The sequence below is a fragment of the Microbispora sp. ATCC PTA-5024 genome (assembly GCF_000511135.2).
GTDB classification, from domain to species: Bacteria; Actinomycetota; Actinomycetes; order Streptosporangiales; family Streptosporangiaceae; genus Microbispora; species Microbispora corallina.
The window spans coordinates 821,649-842,918 of record NZ_KI866525.1; the positions used below are offsets into that span (position 1 = coordinate 821,649).

A 21,270-nucleotide genomic window follows, 5' to 3' on the forward strand; every position below is an offset into this window, starting at 1 on the left:
AGAGTCACATGCCAGAACGCAACTCTCTCGCCGACCTCGACCAGGCCGCCTGGGAGGACCTCGTCGCACGGTTCGACGGCAGGATGTGGGCGGTCGCCCGCGCCTTCGGGCTGAGCGCCGCCGACGCGGCCGACGCCGTCCAGGGCGCGTGGCTGAAGATGGTCGAGCGCGCCGACACCATCCGCGACCCCGGCGCCGTCGGCGCCTGGCTCGTCACCACCACACGCCACGAGGCCGCCCGGCTCAGCCGCAGGGCCCGCGGCGAGACCCAGGCGGACGCGGACGTGCCGGAGGCCGCCGCCCCCGACCCCGCCGCGGCCGTCGTGGACGCCGACTTCGGCCGGCAGGTCTGGGCGCGGCTCGACCTGCTCGGCGAGCCGTGCCGGTCGCTGATCCGCCTGTGGGTGCTGCATCCCGAGGCCCGGTATGCCCAGATCGCCGTACGGCTGGACCTGCCGGTGGGCAGCATCGGCCCCACCCGGGCCCGGTGCATGGCGCGGCTGCGGGCGCTGGTGGGAGAGGAGGCCGGCTCGTGAGGGACGAGTACCTGCTCGCCGCCCTGCGGATGGGGGCCGGAGCCGATCCGGTGCCGGGGCGGGTCTCCGCCGCCGCCCGGGCGGCCTTCGCGCTGCGGCTGCCCGGAGGCGTCGCGGCCGACGAGGTCGCCGTCGCCGTCCCGCCCGGCGCCCGGTCCGCCGAGCTTCCGCGGCAGGGCGGCTCCGCGGCACCCCGCCTCGGCGCCGCGGACGGCGCGCCGGACGCGCCGGGCTTCCACCGGTTCACGGCCGCCGGTCTCACGATCGACGTCGAGACGTCCGTCGTCGAGGGCCGCCTGGAGGTGGCGGGGCAGATCTCTCCCTGGCCCGGGCCGGACGCCCGGGTGGAGGTGCGGACCCCGCACGTCGGCAAGGTGCGGTCGCCCTCGGGCAGCGGGCACTTCGCCGTCTCCGGCCTGCCGCCGGGTTGGGTCAGCGTGGTGTGCCACCGCCCGGGGCTGCCGCCCGTGTTCACGCGCTGGGTGCATGTCCGCCCCTGACCCGCCCCCGGCCGCCGTCCTCGTCGCGCGGGCCGAGTCGGCCGTACGGCTGTCGGGGTCCGATCCCCGGCTGGCGCTGTCGGAGGCGCGGGACGTCCTCGCCCAGGCGGCGGCCGTACGGGACGGGCAGGAGGCGGCCTCCGTCGCGTTGCGGGCCTCGGCCCTGGCGGCGCGCGAACTGGGCGACCTCGAACTGGCCGCGGAGCGGCTTGAGGAGGCCGGCGCGGCCGGCGCGGCCTTCCCGGCGCGGGTCGCGCAGGCGCGGATGTCCCTGGTCACGGTGCGGGCGCAGCTGGGTGACCCGGAGGGCGGGCTCGCGCTCGCCGACCTGGCCGAGCGGGATCTGTCCGGGACCGACCTCGCCCGCCTCGACGTCCAGCGGTCGGCCGCCCTGATCCTGCTGGGCCGGCACCGCGAGGCGGTGCGGCACTGCGACCGGGCGGTTGGCCTCCTGGAGGAGGACCCGCGGTTCCTGGCGGGCGGGCTGCTCAACCGCGGCGTCGCCCGAACCTATCTGCAGGAGTACGGCGCGGCGGAGGAGGACCTGTCCCGCTGCGCCGCCACGGCCCGGGCCGCCGGGCTCGACCACGTCGCCATGCTGGCCGAGGGCAACCTGCCGTTCGTCGCGGCCAGGCGGGGCGACATCGCGGCCGCGTTCGAGAGGTACCAGGCGGCGGAGTCGGCGCTGTTCGGCTACCCGGAACGGCTGGCCGCGATGCGGACGGACTTCGCCGAGGCCCTCGTGGCCGCCCGGCTGCCGGTCGAGGCGCGGACGCTGCTCGAACAGGCCGTGCCCGATCTGGTCGCCGGAGGCGCGCACGCCGCCGTCCCCGGCGCCCGGCTGCTGCTCGCGCAGGCCGGGCTCCTCGCGGGGGACGCCCGCCTCGCCCGGTCGTCAGCGGAGACGGCGCTCGACGAGCTGGCGGAGCAGGGCAGGCAGGCGTGGATCCCGCTGGCGGCCGAGGTGATCCTGCGGGCCCGGCTGCAGCAGGAGCCCCCGGACGACGGGACGCTCCACGAGCTTCTGATGTGCGCCGACGACCTGGCCGCCCACGGCTGGCCCGCCGAGTCGGCCGCGCTCCGGCTCACCGCCGCCGCCGCGGCCGTGCGCCTCGGCCGTCCAGGCCTCGCACGTGCCCACCTCCTCCGGCTCGCGTCGTCCTCCGGGCTCTCCCCCGGATCGGGACCGGACGCCGAGGACGTGCCGTTCGCTTCATCCGGGGAGCTGACGCCGGCCCCGGGCGCAGCCGGCGCGCAGGCGTCCGGGGCCGGTGCTCCGACCTCGCCTGTACGGCCCGTCGTGCGGCAGCACGCCCGTGCCCTGCTCCACCGGCTCGACGGAGACCGGGAGGCGGCCCTCGCCGCCGCGGGCGCGGGCATCCGCGCGGCCGGCGCCGCCGTGGACGCGGAGAGCCCCGATGTACGGGCGCACGCGGCGCGACCGGCGGAGGACCTGGCGGCCTTCGGGCTCGACCTCGCCCTGGAGAGCGGGGACCCCTGGACGGTGCTCACGTGGGCGGAGCGATGGCGGTCGGTCGTGCGCGGCACTCCCCCGCCGCCCCTCGCCGGCCCGGCCGAGCTCGGCGGCACGTCGGGCACGCTGGTCGAACTGGTCCGCCGAGGCGACGACCTGTGGGCGGTCACGGCCGGCCGGCGGGGGTGCGCGCTGCGGGCGCTCGGGTCGTACGCGGCGGCCCTGGAGGCGACGGTCCGGGTCCGGTACGGGCTGCGCCGCCGCTGTCTGCGGGACGCCGGGGACGAGGACGGCCTGGCGCGGGAGCTACCGGCGCTGGACCGGATGCTGCTGGAGCCCCTCGACCTGGACGACGGGCCGGTGATGATCGTGCCGACCGGCGCCCTGTGCACGCTGCCCTGGCCTCTGCTGCCCTCCTTGGCCGGCCGGCCCGTGTCGGTGGCGGCGGACGCCGTCCCCTGGCTCAGGCCGGGGGCCGGACCGGGCGCCGGGAGCCGTCCGGCCCGCTGGGGCTCCGCGGCGAACGAATCGCCCCCTAGGCCGGCGACAGAGACGAGCGGGCCCCGGGTAGGTCCGGCGGGCTCACCGGCCGCGGTCGTCGCCCTCGCGGGGCCCGGACTGCGGCACGCCGCCGCCGAGGCCGACGCGGTGGCCGCCGCCCATCCCGGGGGACGGCGCGTCGCGGCGACGCGGCGGGAGGTGACGGCCGCGCTGGAGCGCGCGGACGCGCTGCACGTCGCCGCGCACGGCATGTTCTCGCCGCGCAGCCCGATGCTGTCGCAGATCACACTGGACGACGGCCCGCTCATGGCCTACGACCTGCTCCGGGCGGAGGCGGTCCCCCGGCTGGTCGTGCTGTCGGCGTGCGACGCCGGGATGGCCCACGCGCCCGTGGACGGTGCGGCCCTCGGCCTGGCGGGGGCCTTCCTCGACCGGGGGTCGTCGTGCGTTGTCGCCGGTGTTGTCCCGGTGCGCGACGACGAGGCGTTCGCGCTCATGACGCTGTTCCACGGCCTGCTCGCGGACGGGCGCGCCGCCGCGGAGGCCCTGGGCGTCGCGGCCGGCAAGACCGGGGCGGCCGGCTTCGTCTGCTTCGGCGGCGGCGCCCTGCGCCTGCGGCCCGCCGGCGGATGACCGCGACACCGCCGGCCGGTGACCGCGACTCTCTCAGCCGGTGGCGACGGGACGGGAGGGGTCGGCGACCCAGTTGGACCAGGAGCCGACGTACAGCGCGGCGGGCAGGCCCGCGACCTCCAGGGCCAGCACCTCGTGGGCGGCGGTCACGCCCGAGCCGCAGTAGGCCCCGACCGGGACGCCCTCGACCACGCCCAGCGTGTTGAACCGCTCGCGCAGGAACTCCCGCGTGTGGAAGCGGCCGCCAGGCTCGACGTTCTGCCCGGTGGGGGCGCTGACGGCGCCGGGGATGTGCCCGGCCACGGGGTCGATGGGCTCGACCTCGCCGCGGTAGCGCTCCGCGGCCCGGGCGTCGAGCAGCACCCCGCCGGAGGCGATCTCGGCCGCCCGGCCGGCGTCGAGCACCGGCATCCCCCCGGCGACGGCGGTGAAGTCGCCCGGAGCGACCGGCGGCGTCTCCTTGGTCACCGGCATGCCGGCCTGGGTCCAGGCGCGCAGGCCCCCGTCGAGGACCCGAACGCCGGGGTGGCCGTAGTAGCGCAGGGTCCACCAGGCGCGGGCGGCCGCGGTCGAGTCGGCGTCGTCGTACACGACGACGGGACGACCGGCGGACACGCCCAGGCGGCGCATGGCCGCCTGGAAGGCGCCGGGGGCGGGCAGCGGGTGGCGCCCCTCGGGCCCCGGCTCCGCGGCCAGGTCGGCGGCGAGGTCGCAGAAGACCGCGCCGGGGATGTGCGCCTCCCGGTACGACTCGATCCCGTTCCCGGGAGGGCCGCCCAGCCTCCACCGGACGTCGAGGATCGTGACGTCTCCGAGCGCGGCCAGCTCCTCGGGCGTGATCAGCGGGCTCATCGTACCTACCTCCATGACGGGACACTGGCGACAGTCATTCTGCCCTCACTCCCGCCACGCCCCGCACCGCCGCCCACCCGTCCGTGGACGGATCCGCTAGGCGCGGATCTCCAGGAGCGGGACGTTCTGCTCGGCGGGCGTGAGCGACCCGTGGTAGCCGACCAGCGACGACTCGACCGGCTCGCTGACGGAGGCGACGATCACGCAGTCGCCGTACGGCACGGCCATGACGTCGCCGATCCGGGCGAGCCACTCCCGGCGGACCGCGCGGCCGAACCATCCGGCGTCGGCGGCCTCCTCCCTGGTGACCACCCAGGCGTGCCCGTCGAGGGCCGCACGCCAGGTCTGCCGTACGTCCTCGGCGGCTCCGGGGCTCGTGTACAGATGCCGGGCGCGGGCGTCGCCCCCGATCATGAGCACGCCCTCCCGCAGGTCGGGCCGCGTGTCGACGTCCACCTTGTGATCGGAGTTGATCATCCCGTGGTCGGCCGTGACGTACAGGGCCGAGCCCGGAGGCAGCGCCGCGGCGATCCGCTCGGCCATCCGGTCGGCGATCGCCACCTGCTCCAGCCACTCCGGGCTGCCCCAGCCCTTCTCGTGACCCATCCGGTCGACCTCGCCGTAGTAGACGGTCACGAACCCGCTGTCGCGCAGCGCGTGCCGCACGGCGGCGACCCGCTCCTCGGCGGTGTCGGCCGCCCAGTAGCGCATGCCCCGGTAGACGGCCCGGGTGAGGCCGGTGCCGTCGAACGACGCCGGGGCGACGTAGACGGGGTCGACGCCGAGGGCGGACATCCGCTCGTAGACCGTCCGCCTGGGCTGCCACACCTCGGGGTCGATGGACAGCCCGGGAGCGGTCCACCGCAGGCAGTTGAACAGCCGCCCCTCGCCGGGGACGGCCATCTGGATGCCCACCATCCCGTGGTCGCCCGGCGGCGCCCCGGTGCCCAGCGTGGCCAGGCTCGTCGGCGTGGACGACGGGAAGCCGGCGGTGAGCGTGCGGCGCAGCCGGGACGACAGGAACGGGGCCGCGTCCGGGCGCGCCGCGAGAAGGTCGGCCCCCAGGCCGTCGACGAGGAACAGGCACACCTTCACCGCCGGGTCCAGCCCGAGCGTGTTGGCGCCGGGGACGCCCAGGCTCGCCAGCAGCGACCCCGGCAGGTCCGCCAGCGACGCCGTGCCGTACGCGGGGACGTACGGCGCGGGCGGCGTTCCGGGAGCAGGTCCGCCGGGGCGGACGGGCCCCGGCCCGTGCGAGGGCCAGGCGGAAGGCCCGGCCGCCGGCTCCGCCGGGGCCACGGACCGCGTCGCGGACGGTTCGGGGTCGATCACGTCGCCTCCCTGGGTGGCCGGGGCGCACCGCCCGGCGGTCGTTCTGGTCGGACGTCCGCCCGCCCCGTACGGCGGTCTCAGCGGGCGGCGCGGGCGGTGGCCTCCGACAGCGCCTTCGCGAACGCCAGCACGTGGGTCACGGCCTCGGGCCCGTCGGCGGCCTCGCTCACCCGCAGGGACAGGTCGTCGGCCGTGATCGCTCCGGTGTAGCCGTGGTCGGCCTCGCAGTTCTCGTCACCGCAGGTGGCCGGTTCGAGATCGACGTGGGAGATCGCGCCCCAGCCGATCGTGAGCGTGACCTCGGTGGGGGGAACTCCCGGGGCGTACGACGCGGGGTCGGGGACCACCCTCGTGACCGCCACCGACTGGATGCGGCTGAGCCGTACGGCCTCCGTCGTCGTGGAGGCGTGGGAGGCGGGCATCCCCTCGGCGGGCGGGTGCTCGTCGGTGTGGCACACCAGCAGCCGGGTGGGCGACAGCACGAGGACCGTCACGTGCCTGCGCACCTCCATCGCCGGGTCGAACGTGGCCTCGTGATGCACGACGTACGCCGTGACCTGCTCGCTCCCGAGCGCTGACTCGACGGCGTCGGAGACCAGGTCGGGGTAGTAGCCGCTTCGGTCGATGGCCTCGCGCAAGCCCGCTGCGGAGACTCGGGTTTCCCTCATGGGTCCATCCTGCCCTGTAAGGGACACCTGTTTCACACCCGAGCGTGACGGGTTTTCCGCCCGGGTCTCAGCCCAGCCGGCGCGGGCCGACGTCGGGGCGCAGGGTCTCGGCGGCCCGCAGGACGGCCCGAGCGCCCAGCACGGCCACGCCGTTCTCACCGGCGAGCACCGGGTCGAGATCCAGCCGGGCGACCTCGGGGAACGCGTCGGCCAGCAGCCCCACGCGGACGAGCAGGTCCTCCAGTGCCGCCACGTCGGCCCGGGGGTAGCCGTACTCCCCGAACAGCAGCGGCGCGGCGCGGACCGACCGGACGAGCCCGGCGGCGTCCTCGTCGGAGAGCGGCGCGAGGCGGTGGGCCCCGTCGCCGAGCAGCCGCGCGGTGACCTCCCCCAGCCCGAACGACACGACCCCGCCGACGTGCCGGTCCTGCACCACGCCGACGACCGTCGGGACCGACGGCTGCGGGGCCATCCGCTGCACGGCGAGCGTCGTGCCGGGGCCGAGAAGGGCCGCCAGGTCCGCGTACGCCTGCCGGAGCCCGGCCGGCTCGGTGAGGCCGAGGCGGACGGTCCCGGCGCGACGGGTGTCCTCGGGGTCGGCGGACCTGATCACGACCGGCCAGCCGAGCCGTCCGGCCGCCTCGACGGCCTCCTCCGGCGACCGCACGACCTCCGCGGGCCACACCTCCACCCCGTAGCAGGCGAGCAGCGGCGCGGCGTCGATCTCCCGCTCGCCCTCGCCCCCGGCCAGCGCGCCGGTCACGATCCGGCGGGCGGAGGCGGCGTCGACGCCCTCGACCCGGGGGACGGAGCCCGGGGGCTCGCCGCGCCACCGGGCGTACCTGACCGCGTGGGCCAGCGCCCGCACGGCCTCCTCCGGAGCCGGGTACGACGGGATCGAGCCGCGGCCGGGGGAGCCCTCGCCGGAGTCCACCCGGAGGGCGTCCGGCATGCCCAGCTCGCCCTGGAAGGTCGCCAGCACGGGCTTGCCCGACTCCCGGGCCACCCGGAGCAGCTCCGCCGCCACCTCGTCCGGGCGGCCCGGGACGGGAGGCATGTAGACGACGACGGCGGCGTCCACGTCCGGCAGGACGCCCGCGAGCGCCGTGCCGAACTCGGCCGCGCCGGCCCGGGCGCCGAGGTTCACCGGCGGCACCGGCTCCAGCCCGGCGCCCACGCAGGCCTCGGCCGCGAGCAGCGCGAGGGCGTCGGAGTTGCTGACCAGGCCGACCCTGGGGCCCTCCGGCAGCGGCTGATGGGCCAGAAGCTGGGCCACGTCGAACATCTGGGTGAGGTCGTCCACCCTGATCACCCCGGCCTGGGCGAACAGGGACCCGAGCGCGGTGTCGGGCAGGCCGAGCACGGGCGCGGCGTGCCCGCCGGGCACCCCCCGGCTCTTCACGACGACGACCGGCTTCTTGCGGGAGATCCGGCGGGCCAGCCGGGTGAACTTGCGCGGGTTGCCGAGGGACTCCAAATAGAGCAGGACGACGTCGGTCGCCGCGTCCTCCTCCCAGTACTGGAGGAGGTCGTTGCCCGACACGTCGGCCCGGTTCCCGGCGGAGACGAACGTCGAGATGCCCATCCCCCGCTGCGCCACCCGCTGGAGCAGCGCGGTGCCGAGCGCGCCCGACTGGCTGAAGAAGCCGACCCTGCCCCGGCCCGGCAGCGTGGCCGCCAGCGTGGCGTTCAGCCGTACGGCGGGGTCGGTGTTGGCGATCCCGAGACAGTTGGGGCCGACGACGCGCATGCCGTACGCCCGGGCGATGCGGACCAGCTCGTCCTGGCGGGCGCGCCCCTCCGGGCCGGTCTCCCCGAACCCCGACGAGACCACGACCAGGCCCTTCACGCCCTTCTCCGCGCACTCCTCGACGAGCTCGAGCACGCCCTCGGCCGGGACGGCCAGCACCGCGAGGTCCACGTGGCCGTCGATGGCCGACACGCTCCGGTACGCCCGGACCCCGGCCACGGCCCGCACGTGGCGGTGGACGGGGTAGACCGGGCCGGTGAAGTCGGCCGCCAGGAGGTTGCGCAGCACGGTCTGCCCGATCCCGCCCGGCTCGCGGCTCGCGCCGATCACCGCGACCGACTCGGGCGTGAGCAGGCGGGCGATCGAGCGCGCCTCGGCGCGGTGCTCCCTGGCCAGCCTGACCTCCTGCGCGGTCGGCGTGCTGGCCAGGTCGAGCGTCATGCGGACGACGCCGTCCTCGAACTGGCTCTGCGCCGTGTAGCCCGCCTGGCGGAACAGCCCGGTCATCCGGTGGTTGCCGGGGAGGACGTCGGCGATGAACGTCCTGATCCCCCGCTCGCGGGCGGCCGCCCGCAGGTGCTCCATCAGCACCGCGGCCATGCCCCTGCCCTGGTGGGCGTCCTCCACCAGGAAGGCGACCTCGGCGTGGTCCTTCGGCTCCACCCGGTCGTACCGGACCACCGCCACCATCTCGGCGCCGATCGTGGCGATCAGGGCCACCCGGTCGTTGTAGTCGACGTTGGTGAACCAGGCGACGTCCCGGTCGGTCAGCCGTGGGCGCGGCCCGAAGAACCGGAAATAGATCGACTGCTCGGACAGGCGGGAGTAGAAGGACCGCAGCAGGCCGGCGTCCTCCGGCCTGATCGGCCGCAGGTGTGCCGTGCCGCCGTCGGACAGCACGACGTCCGCCTCCCAGTGAGCGGGGTACTGAGGGTGCACCCTCCCGAGGCTAGCGCCGCCCGGCTTGCACTGCATTGACCGATTTTTAGCGCGGCATCGACATCGATCTCGTACGCCCTTGACTCCTGGCGGTCGGACCGTCTTGGGCGGGATTGGGCAGCTCGGACAGGGTGAGTTGGGCAACGCTTGTGCATCGACATAGCCCGGTGTCTGCTCCCCGCCCCACGACATGCCCGGAAACTGTTAGGTTTCTGGACGTCAGCCTCGGAGCACGGAGAGGACCCGGCCCCTCCATGGGCGTGGCTCGCCTCCACAAGCAGTTGGCAAGGTGGTGACATCATGACGCGGGTCGTCGTGGTGGGCGATCTCATGACAGACGCGGTCGCCCGCGCCCGGTTCCCTCTGGCGAGGGCGAGCGACACGCCGGCCGTCGTGACCATGCACGGTGGCGGGTCCGGCGCCAACATCGCCAGCTGGCTGGCGGTGGAGGGCTCGGAGGTGGCGTTCATCGGCCGCCGAGGCGCCGACATCACCGGCCGCAACCGCGACATGGAGCTCATGGGCTACGGCGTCGACGCCCGGCTCGTGATGGACCCCGAGCGACCCACCGGCACCTGCGTGGTGCTCGTCACGCACAAGGGCGAGCGGACCATGCTGTCCGACCCCGGCGCCAACGCCGCGCTCTCCCCCGAGGACCTGCCGCGCGACCTGTTCAGCGCCGGCGGCCACCTGCACATGTCCGGGTACACGCTGATCAACGAGGGGTCGCGCGACGCGGGGCTGGCCGCGCTCGACCTCGCCCGCCGCGCCGGCATGTCGATCTCGATCGACTGCGCCTCCTCCGCGCCGCTGGAGCGCACCGGCGCCGAGCCGTTCCTCGAGTGGACCCACGGCGCCAAGCTGCTGTTCGCCAACGCCGACCAGGCCAAGGTGCTGACCGGGCGCGAGGAGCCCGCGGCCGCGGCGAAGGTGCTCACCGCCTGGTTCCCCCAGGTCGTGATCAAGCTCAACAAAGAGGGCGCGCTCTGGTACACCAACAACCGCGCCGAGCCCGTCCGTGCCCCCGCCGAGATCGTCGACCGCGTGGTCGACGGCACGGGCGCCGGCGACGCGTTCACGGCCGGGTTCCTCCCCTCGTGGCTGGAGGGCAAGCCCCCGTCCGAGTCGCTGGCTGCGGGCAACGCCCTCGCCGCCAAGTGCATCTCCAACCTGGGCGCCCGTCCCCGCCTCTAGATCCCGTACGGCAGGCCCTCTGAGGGCCTCCCGCCGTCCCGCGTCCGCGTCTTCGTCAGGGCGCCCGCCACCGGCGTCCCTTCCCGCCGTCACGCCTCCCCGGAAGCCCCGCGCGGCCAAAGGCCGCGTCAGGTGGTCGTGGCGAGGGTGAGCGGGAGGACGGCGGGCGCGCCGGCGTGGCGGATCTGGGCCGCGGCGAGGGCCAGGGTCCAGCCGGTGTCCACGCGGTCGTCGACCAGGAGCACCGGCCCGCCGGCCCCGGCGATCCGGGCGGCCACCTCCCGCGGCATGGCCAGTGTGGCCCGCACCGCGGCCACCCGCTGGGCGCTGTTGTGCCGCCGCGCGGGCGCTCCGGCCCGGTAGCCCAGCTCGCCCAGCCGCTCCAGCCTGCCCACCTGGGCCAGCCGTTCGGTCAGCGAGCCGATCAGCAGGGGATGGGTGGCCGACGGCACGCTCACCACGCCGACCGGCCGCCGCTCCCAGTCCCACGACTTCAGCACGTCGACCACCGCCGCGAACACGTCGTCGGGCACCGGCGCGTCGGGCGCGGCCAGCAGGTCGCGCAGGCGCGTTCCCCAGCCGATGTCGGTGAGCCGGCCGAGCGCCCGGCCCGTCTGCGCGCACAGCTCCGGCTTGATCCGGCCCTTCAGGTCGGGCAGGCCGGTCGGCCACTGGCGGCGGGGCTCGATGTCCACGCCGGGCCGGGCCAGCCGGTCGTGCGCGGCCCGTACGGCCTCCTCGGGCACCTGCGCGGAGCGGTGCGCGCCGGTGCAGTTGTCACACCGGCCGCAGGGGGCCGCCGCGTCGTCGTCCAGGTGGCGGCGCAGGAACTCCTCGCGGCAGCCGGTCGTGGCGATGTACCCGAGCATGGCCTCCTGCTCGGCGCGCCGTTCCGCGGCCACCCGGGCGTACCGCTCGGCGTCGTACGCCCACGGCTCGCCGGTCGCCTCCCAGCCGCCCTTCACGCGGCGGACGGCGCCGTCCACGTCGAGGACCTTGAGCATCATCTCCAGCCGTCCGCGGCTGAGGTCCACCCTCGTCTCCAGGGCGGCGGTGGACAGCAGGCCCTCCTGGCCGAGGGCCTCCAGGGTCGCCCGTACGACGGGCTCGGGCGGGAAGGCGAGGGAGGCGAAGTAGGCCCAGATCTCCCGGTCCTCGGGGCCGGGAAGCAGGATCACCTCGGCCCGCTCGACGCCGCGCCCGGCCCGGCCGACCTGCTGGTAGTACGCGACGGGCGAGGCGGGGGCGCCCACGTGCACGACGAACCCGAGATCCGGCTTGTCGAACCCCATGCCGAGGGCCGACGTGGCCACCAGGGCCTTGATGCGGTTGTTCAGCAGGTCGTCCTCCGCCGCGAGCCGCTCGGCCGGCTCGGTCTGCCCGGTGTAGGCGGCCACGGGATGGCCCTGCTCCCGCAGGTAGGCGGCGATCTCCTGGGCTCCCGCCACGGTGAGCGTGTAGACGATGCCCGAGCCCGGCAGCTCGCGCAGCGCCGCGGCCAGCCAGCCGAGCCGCTGCTCGGCGGAGGCGTGCCGGACGACCGACAGGTGGAGGCTGTCGCGCTCCAGCGGCCCGCGCAACACGAGGACCTCACCGCCCGCGAGCTCGTCCCACTCCTGGACGGTGGCCAGCTGCTCGGCGACGTCGCGTGTCACCCGGGCGTTGGCGGTCGCCGTCGTCGCCAGCACCGGGATGCCGGGCGGCAGCTCGGCCAGCAGCGTGCGCAGCCGGCGGTAGTCGGGCCGGAAGTCGTGTCCCCAGTCGGAGATGCAGTGGGCCTCGTCGATCACCAGGAGGCCGGCGCTCTCGGCGAGCTCGGGCAGCACCTGGTCGCGGAAGTCGGGATTGTTCAGCCGCTCCGGGCTCACCAGCAGCACGTCGACCGTGCCCTCGGCGACCTGGCCGTAGATCTTCTCCCACTCCTCGGGGTTGGCCGAGTTGATCGTCTGGGCGTGGATCCCGGCCCGCTCGGCGGCGGCGATCTGGTTGCGCATGAGCGCGAGCAGCGGCGAGACGATGACGGTCGGGCCCTCGCCCAGCTCCCGCAGCAGCGCCGTCGCGATGAAGTAGACGGCCGACTTGCCCCAGCCGGTGCGCTGCACCACCAGCGCGCGGCGGCGGTCCATGACGAGGGCCCTGATCGCCGCCCACTGGTCGTCGCGCAGCCGCGCGCCCTCGCCCGCGAGCGCCCGCAGCCGCGCCTCGGCCTCGTCCCGCAGCGTCTGTTCTTCGCTCACCCGCCCATTGGTACCAGGTCCCGCCGACCGTTCACGCCCCCTGCCGGGACGAGTGGTTGGATATGTCCGTTATGGACGTGACCACGTGGTATCTCGAACAGACGAGCCCCGACGACCTGCGGCCCGGACGCCCCCCGGCCGAGCCTGCCGAGGTCGTCCGCGCCAGCGTGCCGAGTCCCGAGTTCAGCCGGTTCCTCTACTCGGCCGTCGGCGGCGACTGGCAGTGGACGACCCGCCTCCCCTGGACCTGGCGGGAGTGGATGGACTGGCTCGGCCGCGCCGGCACGGAGACCTGGGTGGCCTGGGTCCGCGGCACGCCCGCCGGGTTCGTCGAGCTGGTCGCGACCGGGCCGGGCGAGGTCGAGATCACCTGCTTCGGGCTGCTGCCGTACGCCATCGGGCGTGGGCTGGGCGGCCACCTGCTGCATGCGGGAGCCTCCCGCGCCTGGGACCTGGCCGAGCGCTGGTCCTCGCTGGAGCCCACCCGCCGGGTGCACGTCCACACCTGTTCGCTGGACGGCCCCGCCGCCCTCGCCAACTACAGGGCCAGGGGCTTCCGGGTGTACGACGAGAGGCTCAACGTCCCCGGCGACGAGGACGAGGGGACGACCCCCGGCCCCTGGCCCGGCGCCGGGCCGCGCGCCTGATCCGCCCGCCTCACGACGCCCCGCCGCCCCACCGGCCCGCCCGCCTCACGACGCCCCGCCGCCCCACCAACGCGCCCGCCTCACGCCGCGCCGCCGCCCCACCGACCCGCCCGCACCACCTCAGCCGTGGAACGGCGAGGAGCCGCCCCCGGGTGTCCGGGGGCGGCTCCCGCTGCGGGCGCCCGGTCAGGGAGGCGTCCGCGAAGTGAGCGCCCGGTCAGGTGGCGCTCACGCCTGGGGTAGTGTTAGCGCTAACAACCTGCGGCCGGCCAGGAGATGCGGATGCGGCCCCCGTGGATGACGGGGCGCCGCGATGGCCCTCACTATGCGTGCGCGCGCGAGGTGCGTCAAGATTTCCCGCCGGTTCACCGGACCGGGCCGCCGTCCCGGCGCAGCCGTGCCCCTCACGCTGCGACGACGGCCGGCGCCGGCGTCCGCGGCGATGAAAGATTCACGCCGTCCCGGCGCGTCGCGAGACGTCGGCGCGGAGTGGAAGGCCGTACGACAAGGACGGTGAAACCGGGCGGTAGTGACGGGCGAGTCGCGACCACGCCCACTCATCGGCACAATGTTCGATATGGCCCGACGCACGACGACACCCCCGCCGGACGAGGACTTCGAGGAGCGGATCGTCGACATCGACGTCTCCGCGGAGATGCGCGCCAGCTACCTCGAGTACGCCTACTCGGTGATCTATCAGCGGGCGCTCCCCGACGCCCGCGACGGGCTCAAGCCCGTCCAGCGACGCATCCTCTACTCGATGAGCGAGATGGGGCTGCGTCCCGACCGGGGGCACGTCAAGTCCTCCCGCGTCGTCGGCGACGTCATGGGCAAGCTGCACCCGCACGGCGACACCGCGATCTACGACGCGCTCGTGCGGCTGGCCCAGCCGTTCTCGATGCGGCTGCCGCTGGTCGACGGGCACGGCAACTTCGGCTCGCCGGACGACTCCCCCGCGGCCATGCGGTACACCGAGGCCCGTCTGGGCCCGGCCGCGATGCTCATGGTGCAGTCCATCGACGAGGAGACGGTCGACTTCAAGCCCAACTACGACGGCCAGGAGACCGAGCCGTCGGTCATGCCGTCGGCGTTCCCCAACCTGCTGGTCAACGGCGCCTCCGGGATCGCGGTCGGCATGGCCACCAACATGGCCCCCCACAACCTCGCGGAGGTCGTCGCCGCGGCCCGCCACCTCATCAAGCGGCCCGACGCGACGCTCGAGGAGCTGATGCGCTTCGTCCCCGGCCCCGACCTGCCGACCGGCGGCTCGATCATCGGGCTCGGCGGCATCCGCGACGCGTACGAGACCGGCCGCGGCACCTTCCGCATGCGGGCCAAGGCCACCATCGAGCACGTGACGCCGCGCCGCAAGGGCATCGTGGTCACCGAGCTTCCCTTCAACGTCGGCCCCGAGCGCGTGGTCACCAAGATCAAGGAGCTGGTGAACGCCAAGAAGCTGACCGGCATCTCCGACCTCAAGGACCTGACCGACCGCCACAAGGGCCTGCGGCTGGTCATCGAGATCAAGAACGGCTTCAACCCGGAGGCCGTGCTGGAGGAGCTCTACCGGCTCACGCCGATGGAGGAGACCTTCGGCATCAACAACGTGGCGCTGGTCGACGGCCAGCCGCGCACACTGGGCCTGCGCGACCTGCTGACGGTCTACGTCGACCACCGGATCGACGTGGTCCGCAGGCGCTCGGCCTACCGGCTGCGCAAGCGCGAGGAGCGGCTCCACCTCGTCGACGGCCTCATCGTCGCGCTGCTCAACATCGACCAGGTCATCCAGGTGATCCGTTCCTCGGACGACTCGGGCCAGGCGCGGACCCGCCTGATGGAGACCTTCGAGCTGAGCGAGATCCAGGCCGGCTACATCCTCGACACCCCGCTGCGCCGCCTCACCCGGTACGACAAGCTCGAACTCGACCGCGAGAAGGAGTCCCTCCAGGCCGACATCGCCGAGCTGACCGGGATCCTCTCCTCCGAGGAGCGGCTCCGCGGCGTGGTGTCGGCGGAGCTGGCCGACGTCGCCAAGACCTACGGCACGCCCCGGCGCACGGTGCTGCTGGAGTCGTCCGACGCGGCCCGGGCGGCCGTGGTGCCGCTGGAGGTGGCCGACGACCCCTGCCTGGTCCTGCTGTCGTCGACCGGCCTGCTGGCCCGGACGACCGACGCCTCGCCGATCTCGGGCGAGGGCGAGCGGGCCGCCCACGACGTGCTGGTGTCGGTGGTGCGCTCGACCGTCCGCGGCGAGGTCGGCGTGGTCACGTCCAAGGGCCGGATGATCCGGGTCTCGGTGCTCGACCTGCCGGCCCTGCCGCCCTCGGCCAACCCGCCGTCCCTCGCGGGCGGCCATCCCGTCTCGGAGTACGTGGCGATCGAGCCGGACGAGAAGGTCGTCGGGCTCGGCTCACTCGACCCCGACGGACCGGGCATCGCCCTCGGTACGGCGCTGGGCGTGGTCAAGCGCGTCGTCCCCGAATACCCCGTGAACCGCGACGAGTTCGAGGTCGTCGGCCTGCGCGACGGCGACACGGTGGTCGGGGCGGTGGAGCTGACCTCCGTCGACCACGACCTGGTCTTCATCACCTCCGACGCACAGCTCCTGCGCTTCCCCGCCTCGTCCGTACGGCCTCAGGGGCGGCCCGCGGGCGGCATGGCGGGCGTGCGGCTCGACGGCGCGGCGCGGGTCGTCTGGTTCGGCGTGGTGGATCCCTCGCGGGAGGCCCGGGTGGTGACGATCGCGGGCTCCTCGACGGCCCTGCCGGGCACGCAGATGGGCGCCGGCAAGGTCTCCGACTACGCGGACTTCCCGGCCAAGGGCCGGGCGACCGGCGGTGTGCGCGCCCAGCGCTTCCTCAAGGGCGAGGACGTGCTGCTGCTCGCCTGGGCGGGCCCGGCCCCCGCGAAGGCCGTCACGTCCACGGGCAAGCCGGTGCCGCTGCCGGAGGAGCTGGGGCGGCGCGACGGCTCGGGCGTCCGCCTCGTCCACACGGTCGCCGCGATCGGCGGCGCCCTCGGCGCGGGCCCGGCCGATCAGGACGACGACGCCATGGCGGCCGGGATGGCCACGGCCGGCGACACCGGCGGCGAGGAGCCGGCGATCTGATCGCCGGTCAGGCGAACAGCGCCGGGTTGACCGGCGGTCAGGCGAACAGCGCCGGATTGGCCGCGACGAAGTCCCTGATGGTCGACGGCGGGCGTCCGAGGATGGCCTCCACCTCGTGCGTCACGCGGTCGTACCGGCCGAGCCGGTGGAGGCGCGCCATCGTGGCCAGATGGCCGGTCAGGTGCTCCGGGAGGCCGAGTGGGCGGAGGTCGCGCTCCACCCACTCGTCGAACGGGACGTCCACGTAGGCGACCGGCCGTCCGAGCGCCGCGCCGAACTCGGCGGCGAGGGCGGCGAGGTCCCGTGAGGCGCCGCCGGTGAGCTCGTGGACGGACCCGGCGTGGGCGGCCGGGTCCAGCAGAACGGCCGTCACCACGCCGGCGACGTCCCGCGCCGCGATCGGCGAGGTGCGGCCCGCCCCGAACGGCAGCCGGATCTCGCCACGCTCGCGGATGGACGCCGCGGCCAGGACGGCGAACAGCGGGTTCTCCATGAACACGGTGGGCCTGATGTGCGCCACCGGCAGCCCCGACCAGTTCAGCACCTGCTCCCCCAGCCAGTGCAGCCGCTGCTGGCCGGACTCGGCGGTGCTGCGCAGGTCTATCTGCGAGACGGTCATCTGCGACATGTTCACGACGATCTCGAGCCGGCCGTGCTCCCGGGCGGCGGCCGCGGCGACGGCCGTCGCCTCCAGGTAGCGCGACGACACACTCATCGCGAAGTACACCCGGCGGCATCCGCCGAGCGCGTCCGCGACGTCCGCGGCCCGCGTCAGGTCCCCGACGACCACCTCGGCTCCCGCGTCCCGGAGCGACCGGGCCCGCTCGTCGTCCCGGTGGACGAGGGCGCGCACCGGCAGCCCCAGGGCCAGCAGGTTCCCGGCGACCGCGCGGCCGACGCCACCGGTCCCCCCGGCGGCGCCCGTGACCAGGATCGGGCGCGGGTCTGGCGACTCCTCCGGCATCGCTGCCCCCCGTGATCAGCCGAAGCGGACGTCGCGCACGCCGGCCCGCACACCGTCGCCCGCTCCGGCACCGGGTGACGACCGCCGGCACCCCTGGTCGTACCCGCGCCGGCCGTCAGTCCCCGCCGCCCGCCGCGCAGAGGCAGAATGGGTGCCCGGCGGGGTCGAGGTAGACGCGGAAGCCGCCCTCGCGGCTGGGCTGATGATCGTGCTTGACCGCCCCGAGCTCCAGAATGGCGGCCTCCGCCTTATCCAGGTCGTCCACCAGGAGGTCGAGGTGGAACTGCTGGGGGCGCTCGGAGCCGGGCCAGATGGGCGGCCGGTGGTCGGGGGCGAGCTGGAAGCACAGGCGCACCTCGCCGCCGTCGGACAGCGTGACCCACTCGTCGTCCGCGTACGCGATCTCCCAGCCGACCACGGCCGAGTAGAAGTCCGCCAGCGCGCGGGGGTCCGGACAGTCCAGCACCACCGATCGCATCCGCGCGATCCCGCTCATGCGACACCTCCTTGTTTGGACACCGGTGAAAACCTTATACCGGTGTTTCCGCTCAGCGCGAGCGCTCTCCCCCGTGCCCAGAACCCCGGCGTTGTCACGCCTCTCGAGAAGAAGGCACCCCCGCTCCCGGGCGGGGAAACCGGCATCGGGCAGCATCTATGACATGTCCGGTGCTTTCGATGACCTGTTGGCCGCGAACGAGAAGTACGCGAGCGACTTCTCCCACTCCGACCTCACCGGCCGGGCCCTCAAGGGGCTCGCCGTGGTGACCTGCATGGACTCCCGCATCGATCCGCTGGGGCTGCTGGGGCTGCAGGCCGGCGACGCCAAGATCCTGCGCAACGCGGGAGCGCGGGTGACCGACGACGTGCTGCGCACGCTCGTCCTGGCCGTGTACCTGCTCGGCGTGGACCGGGTCCTGGTGATGCCGCACACCGACTGCCGCATGGCCAAGTCGACCGACGAGCAGGTCCACGACCTGATCTCATCCGAGTACGGCGTGGACACCCGCAGCCTGGAGTTCAAGACCGTCCCCGACCAGCACGAGGCGCTCAGGCACGACCTGACCCGCATCAAGGCGAGCCCCTACCTGCCCCGCGATCTGGTGGTGGGCGGGGCCCTCTACGACGTCCACACGGGACGGCTCCAGCCGCCCGTCGAGCTCTGAGTCCGCCCGCCGATGGCGCCGCGGTCCCGCCGGACGTCCCCCGGCAGGTCCGCGGCCCGTCGAGGCCCGTCGAGGCCCGTCGAGGCCCGGCCCGCCCTCCTGTCCGGTGACCGCGGGGTGACCTCGCGTCACCTTACCCATTGACTTGGTAGGAATAAGGGGTGAAGGTGGGCGGGAACCGTCCCGCACCCCAGGAGGGCACGCATGAGCGTCACCGACCGGCTCATCGCCGCAGCGGAGCAGTACGCCGCCGGCTTCGACAAGGGCCACCTGCCGCTGCCGCCGGCCGCGGGCGTGGCGATCCTCGCCTGCATGGACGCCCGCCTTAACCCCTACGGGCTGCTGGGCCTGTCGGAGGGCGACGCGCACATCATCCGCAACGCGGGCGGAGTGGTGACGGCCGACGCCCGGCGCAGCCTCGCGATCAGCCAGCGACTGCTGGGCACCCGGGAGATCGTCCTGATCCACCACACCGACTGCGGGATGCTCACCTTCACCGACGACGGGTTCAAGCGGGACATCGAGGCCGAGGTGGGGATCCGGCCCGACTGGGCGGCCGAGGCATTCCCCGACCTCGACGAGGACGTCGTCCAGTCGCTCAACCGGATCAAGGCCGACCCGTTCATCCCGCACAAGGACGCGGTGCGCGGATTCGTGTACGAGGTCGAGACCGGCCGCCTCCGGGAGGTAAAGGCCTGACCGGGTCGCCCGGGCGGCCCGCAGGGCCGTGCGTGATCACGAACACCGCACGTCCCTCGCACGCCAGAAGATCGGCGGAGGCTCCGGGACGGGTAAGGGGCGGCGCCGTGGGCGCACCCGCCGGCGCGATGATCAGGCGGGCTCGGACGGCGCCGACCCCTGAGCGCGGTACACGTACGGGGTCGTGACAGCGAGCGGGGCGAACCCGAGCCTGGCCAGGATGGGACGGCTGGTGTCCATCGCGTCGACCTGCAGGTAACGATAGCCGCGCTCGGCGGCGATGCGGGCCCGGAACGCGATCAGCGCACGGTACAGGCCGCGGTGACGCCAGGCCGGGACGGTGCCCCCGCCCCACAGACCGGCGAACAGGCCGCCCGGGGGGAGCTCCATGCGGGCCGCCGACACCGGGACGCCGCCGGCGGTCGCGATCACCGCGGCCACGGTGCCGGGGGCTTCGGCGAACTGGGCGCGCAGGCGCCGCCGGATCTGGGAGGCGTCCGTGCCGAACGCCTGCTCGTGGACGTCCGCCACGACGTCGGCGCCGGCGGGGCCGGTGACCTCGCTCAGCTCGACCCCGTCGGGCACGTCGGCCTCCAGGGCGAGGGCGGCGATCTCGGCCACCATGAGCGTCTCCGGCGGCTCGGCGCTCAGGCCGGCCGCCCGCAGCCGCGCCCCGAGGTCGCGCGGCCGGTCGTGGCCGTACAGCTTCCATTCGAAGTCCCGCCCGAGCGCGGCGAAATGCCGCACCTGGTCGGCGATCGCCGTGTCCGCCCCTGACTCGTTCAGATCCGACCAGATCACACCGTTCCAGACGGGGTCGGGGCCCACCTGCCGCACCACGTCGCCCGCCCGTTCGACACGGGCTTCCGGGCCGTCGGGCAGTGCGTCCCGGCGCATCTGCCGGTCGAACAGCGCAAGCATCTCATCGTGACTCATACCGGCACATCACCAGTTTTCGGGCTGTCCGGCAAGGCATTTATGTCCCGGCGCACCGGGTCGCCCGGGGCGCCGTGACGCGCCCCGGGCCGTATGATCGAGGGGCTTTCGTCGGCACACGGGGTCATGCGCAGAGGTGGGCATTGCCGGCTCCACGCCCGCTCGGTCCGGATGATCCCGGCCGCATCGGCGCCTACCATCTGACGGGCCTGTTGGGCCGGGGCGGCCAGGGCGCCGTCTACCTGGGCACATCCCCCTCGGGCGCCGAGGTCGCGGTCAAGGTCCTGCACCCCTGGATGGCCGAGGACGGCGACGCCCGAAGGCGCTTCCTGCGCGAGGCCGACATCGCCCGCAGGGTCGCGCCGTTCTGCACCGCTCACGTGCTCGACTCGGGGCTCCACGGCGACCGGCCGTACATCGTGAGCGAGTACGTCCCCGGGCCGTCCCTGGAGCAGGTGGTAAGGGAGTCGGGCCCGCGGACGGGAAGCGGCCTGGAGCGGATCGCCGTGACCACCGCGAGCGCGCTCGCCGCGATCCACCGGGCCGGCATCGTGCACCGCGACCTCAAGCCCGGCAACGTGATCCTCGGCCCCGAGGGGCCGGTCGTCATCGACTTCGGCATCTCCCGGGCGGGCGACCACACGGTCACCCGGTCCGGCTCCATCGGGACGCCCGGCTACATGGCGCCCGAGCAGATCGCCGGGGCCGCCACCGGGCCGCCCGCGGACGTCTTCGGCTGGGCCGCCACTATCGCCTACGCCGCCACCGGCAGGCGGGCCTTCCCCGGCGACACCGTCCCGGCCGTGCTCCACGCCATCCTGCACCGCGAACCGGACCTCACGGGCGTCCCGGCCGCGCTCGCGCCCCTGCTGGCTCGCTGCCTGGACAAGGACCCGGGCCTGCGCCCCTCCGCCGCCGAGCTGTACCGATCGCTCACGGGCGAGCGCGAGCCCCGTCCCGAACCCTCGCCCGGGCCGCCCGGGACACCGTTGGAGGCGCGGACCCCGCCCCTGCCGGAGTCCCCCGCATCCCCGCCCACCGCTCCCGGCGGCGTCTCGGGCGCCCCCGCCTCGCCGGGACAGGCGGGTGCCCCGGCCACCGCCCCCTCACCGGGTGCGGACGCACCGGCCACGTCC

At 74.9% G+C, this 21,270-nt stretch carries 17 protein-coding genes; 9 read left to right on the forward strand and 8 right to left on the reverse strand.

The features are described 5' to 3' along the window. Window positions 1–8: 8 nt before the first annotated feature. From MPTA5024_RS29710 to MPTA5024_RS29720, 3 genes are read left to right on the forward strand one after another with little or no spacing between them, the layout of a single operon-like run. Complete coding sequence (locus MPTA5024_RS29710) at window positions 9–536, forward strand: RNA polymerase sigma factor (protein ID WP_036330512.1); 528 nt, start codon at window positions 9–11, stop codon at window positions 534–536. Then, a complete protein-coding gene (locus tag MPTA5024_RS29715) occupies window positions 533–1,036 on the forward strand; it encodes a hypothetical protein (protein WP_036330514.1) in 504 nt (167 codons plus the stop codon). The genes MPTA5024_RS29710 and MPTA5024_RS29715 overlap by 4 nt, the downstream gene beginning before the upstream one ends. Next, window positions 1,023–3,644 carry a CHAT domain-containing protein gene (locus tag MPTA5024_RS29720; protein ID WP_036330515.1) on the forward strand — a complete coding sequence of 874 codons (2,622 nt, stop codon included), beginning with the start codon at window positions 1,023–1,025 and terminating at the stop codon, window positions 3,642–3,644. The genes MPTA5024_RS29715 and MPTA5024_RS29720 overlap by 14 nt, the downstream gene beginning before the upstream one ends. A 33-nt stretch (window positions 3,645–3,677) precedes the next feature. Here the strand turns inward: MPTA5024_RS29720 and MPTA5024_RS29725 are convergent, their stop codons facing one another. From MPTA5024_RS29725 to MPTA5024_RS29740, 4 genes are all read right to left on the reverse strand, one after another. After that, the gene (locus MPTA5024_RS29725; protein ID WP_036330516.1) at window positions 3,678–4,496 is read right to left on the reverse strand and encodes a sulfurtransferase; all 819 of its coding nucleotides are present in this window, start codon (window positions 4,494–4,496) and stop codon (window positions 3,678–3,680) included. 96 nt (window positions 4,497–4,592) lie between these two features. Then, window positions 4,593–5,828: an alkaline phosphatase family protein gene (locus MPTA5024_RS29730; RefSeq protein ID WP_332310637.1), complete on the reverse strand. Its 1,236-nt coding sequence runs from the start codon at window positions 5,826–5,828 to the stop codon at window positions 4,593–4,595. A gap of 77 nt (window positions 5,829–5,905) precedes the next feature. Continuing rightward, a complete protein-coding gene (locus tag MPTA5024_RS29735; RefSeq protein WP_051458831.1) occupies window positions 5,906–6,496 on the reverse strand; it encodes a DUF5998 family protein in 591 nt (196 codons plus the stop codon). A 67-nt stretch (window positions 6,497–6,563) separates the two neighbouring features. Continuing rightward, on the reverse strand, window positions 6,564–9,185 hold the full coding sequence (locus MPTA5024_RS29740) for a bifunctional acetate--CoA ligase family protein/GNAT family N-acetyltransferase (protein WP_036330520.1): 2,622 nt from the start codon (window positions 9,183–9,185) through the stop codon (window positions 6,564–6,566). 300 nt (window positions 9,186–9,485) lie between these two features. Here MPTA5024_RS29740 and MPTA5024_RS29745 point away from each other — a divergent pair, with 300 nt between their 5' ends. Beyond that, window positions 9,486–10,379 carry a carbohydrate kinase family protein gene (locus tag MPTA5024_RS29745; protein ID WP_036330522.1) on the forward strand — a complete coding sequence of 298 codons (894 nt, stop codon included), beginning with the start codon at window positions 9,486–9,488 and terminating at the stop codon, window positions 10,377–10,379. Window positions 10,380–10,507: 128 nt separating this feature from the next. On the opposite strand, the gene MPTA5024_RS29750 is transcribed toward MPTA5024_RS29745, so the two are convergent. Then, on the reverse strand, window positions 10,508–12,616 hold the full coding sequence (locus tag MPTA5024_RS29750; RefSeq protein ID WP_036330524.1) for a RecQ family ATP-dependent DNA helicase: 2,109 nt from the start codon (window positions 12,614–12,616) through the stop codon (window positions 10,508–10,510). A gap of 71 nt (window positions 12,617–12,687) precedes the next feature. On the opposite strand from MPTA5024_RS29750, the gene MPTA5024_RS29755 reads away from it, so the two are divergent. Together MPTA5024_RS29755 and MPTA5024_RS29760 are read left to right on the forward strand one after the other, a co-directional pair. Further along, window positions 12,688–13,263 (forward strand): GNAT family N-acetyltransferase, encoded by a 576-nt coding sequence (locus MPTA5024_RS29755; RefSeq protein WP_157099799.1) that lies wholly within the window; start codon window positions 12,688–12,690, stop codon window positions 13,261–13,263. A gap of 568 nt (window positions 13,264–13,831) precedes the next feature. Beyond that, window positions 13,832–16,372: a DNA gyrase/topoisomerase IV subunit A gene (locus MPTA5024_RS29760; protein WP_442922100.1), complete on the forward strand. Its 2,541-nt coding sequence runs from the start codon at window positions 13,832–13,834 to the stop codon at window positions 16,370–16,372. Window positions 16,373–16,409: 37 nt separating this feature from the next. Here the strand turns inward: MPTA5024_RS29760 and MPTA5024_RS29765 are convergent, their stop codons facing one another. Then, the gene (locus tag MPTA5024_RS29765; protein ID WP_036330527.1) at window positions 16,410–17,336 is read right to left on the reverse strand and encodes an NAD(P)H-binding protein; all 927 of its coding nucleotides are present in this window, start codon (window positions 17,334–17,336) and stop codon (window positions 16,410–16,412) included. Window positions 17,337–17,451: 115 nt separating this feature from the next. After that, window positions 17,452–17,832: a VOC family protein gene (locus MPTA5024_RS29770; protein ID WP_036330529.1), complete on the reverse strand. Its 381-nt coding sequence runs from the start codon at window positions 17,830–17,832 to the stop codon at window positions 17,452–17,454. A gap of 163 nt (window positions 17,833–17,995) precedes the next feature. On the opposite strand from MPTA5024_RS29770, the gene MPTA5024_RS29775 reads away from it, so the two are divergent. Continuing rightward, window positions 17,996–18,499 carry a beta-class carbonic anhydrase gene (locus MPTA5024_RS29775; RefSeq protein WP_036330530.1) on the forward strand — a complete coding sequence of 168 codons (504 nt, stop codon included), beginning with the start codon at window positions 17,996–17,998 and terminating at the stop codon, window positions 18,497–18,499. 204 nt (window positions 18,500–18,703) lie between these two features. Then, window positions 18,704–19,198 (forward strand): beta-class carbonic anhydrase, encoded by a 495-nt coding sequence (locus MPTA5024_RS29780; RefSeq protein ID WP_036330531.1) that lies wholly within the window; start codon window positions 18,704–18,706, stop codon window positions 19,196–19,198. Between the two features lie 132 nt (window positions 19,199–19,330). On the opposite strand, the gene MPTA5024_RS29785 is transcribed toward MPTA5024_RS29780, so the two are convergent. Next, window positions 19,331–20,134 carry a GNAT family N-acetyltransferase gene (locus tag MPTA5024_RS29785; protein ID WP_036330533.1) on the reverse strand — a complete coding sequence of 268 codons (804 nt, stop codon included), beginning with the start codon at window positions 20,132–20,134 and terminating at the stop codon, window positions 19,331–19,333. A gap of 143 nt (window positions 20,135–20,277) precedes the next feature. Between MPTA5024_RS29785 and MPTA5024_RS29790 the strand changes: the two genes are divergently transcribed. Continuing rightward, window positions 20,278–21,270, forward strand: a 993-nt coding sequence (locus MPTA5024_RS29790) for a serine/threonine-protein kinase (protein WP_157099827.1), incomplete at its 3' end; no start/stop codon positions are given.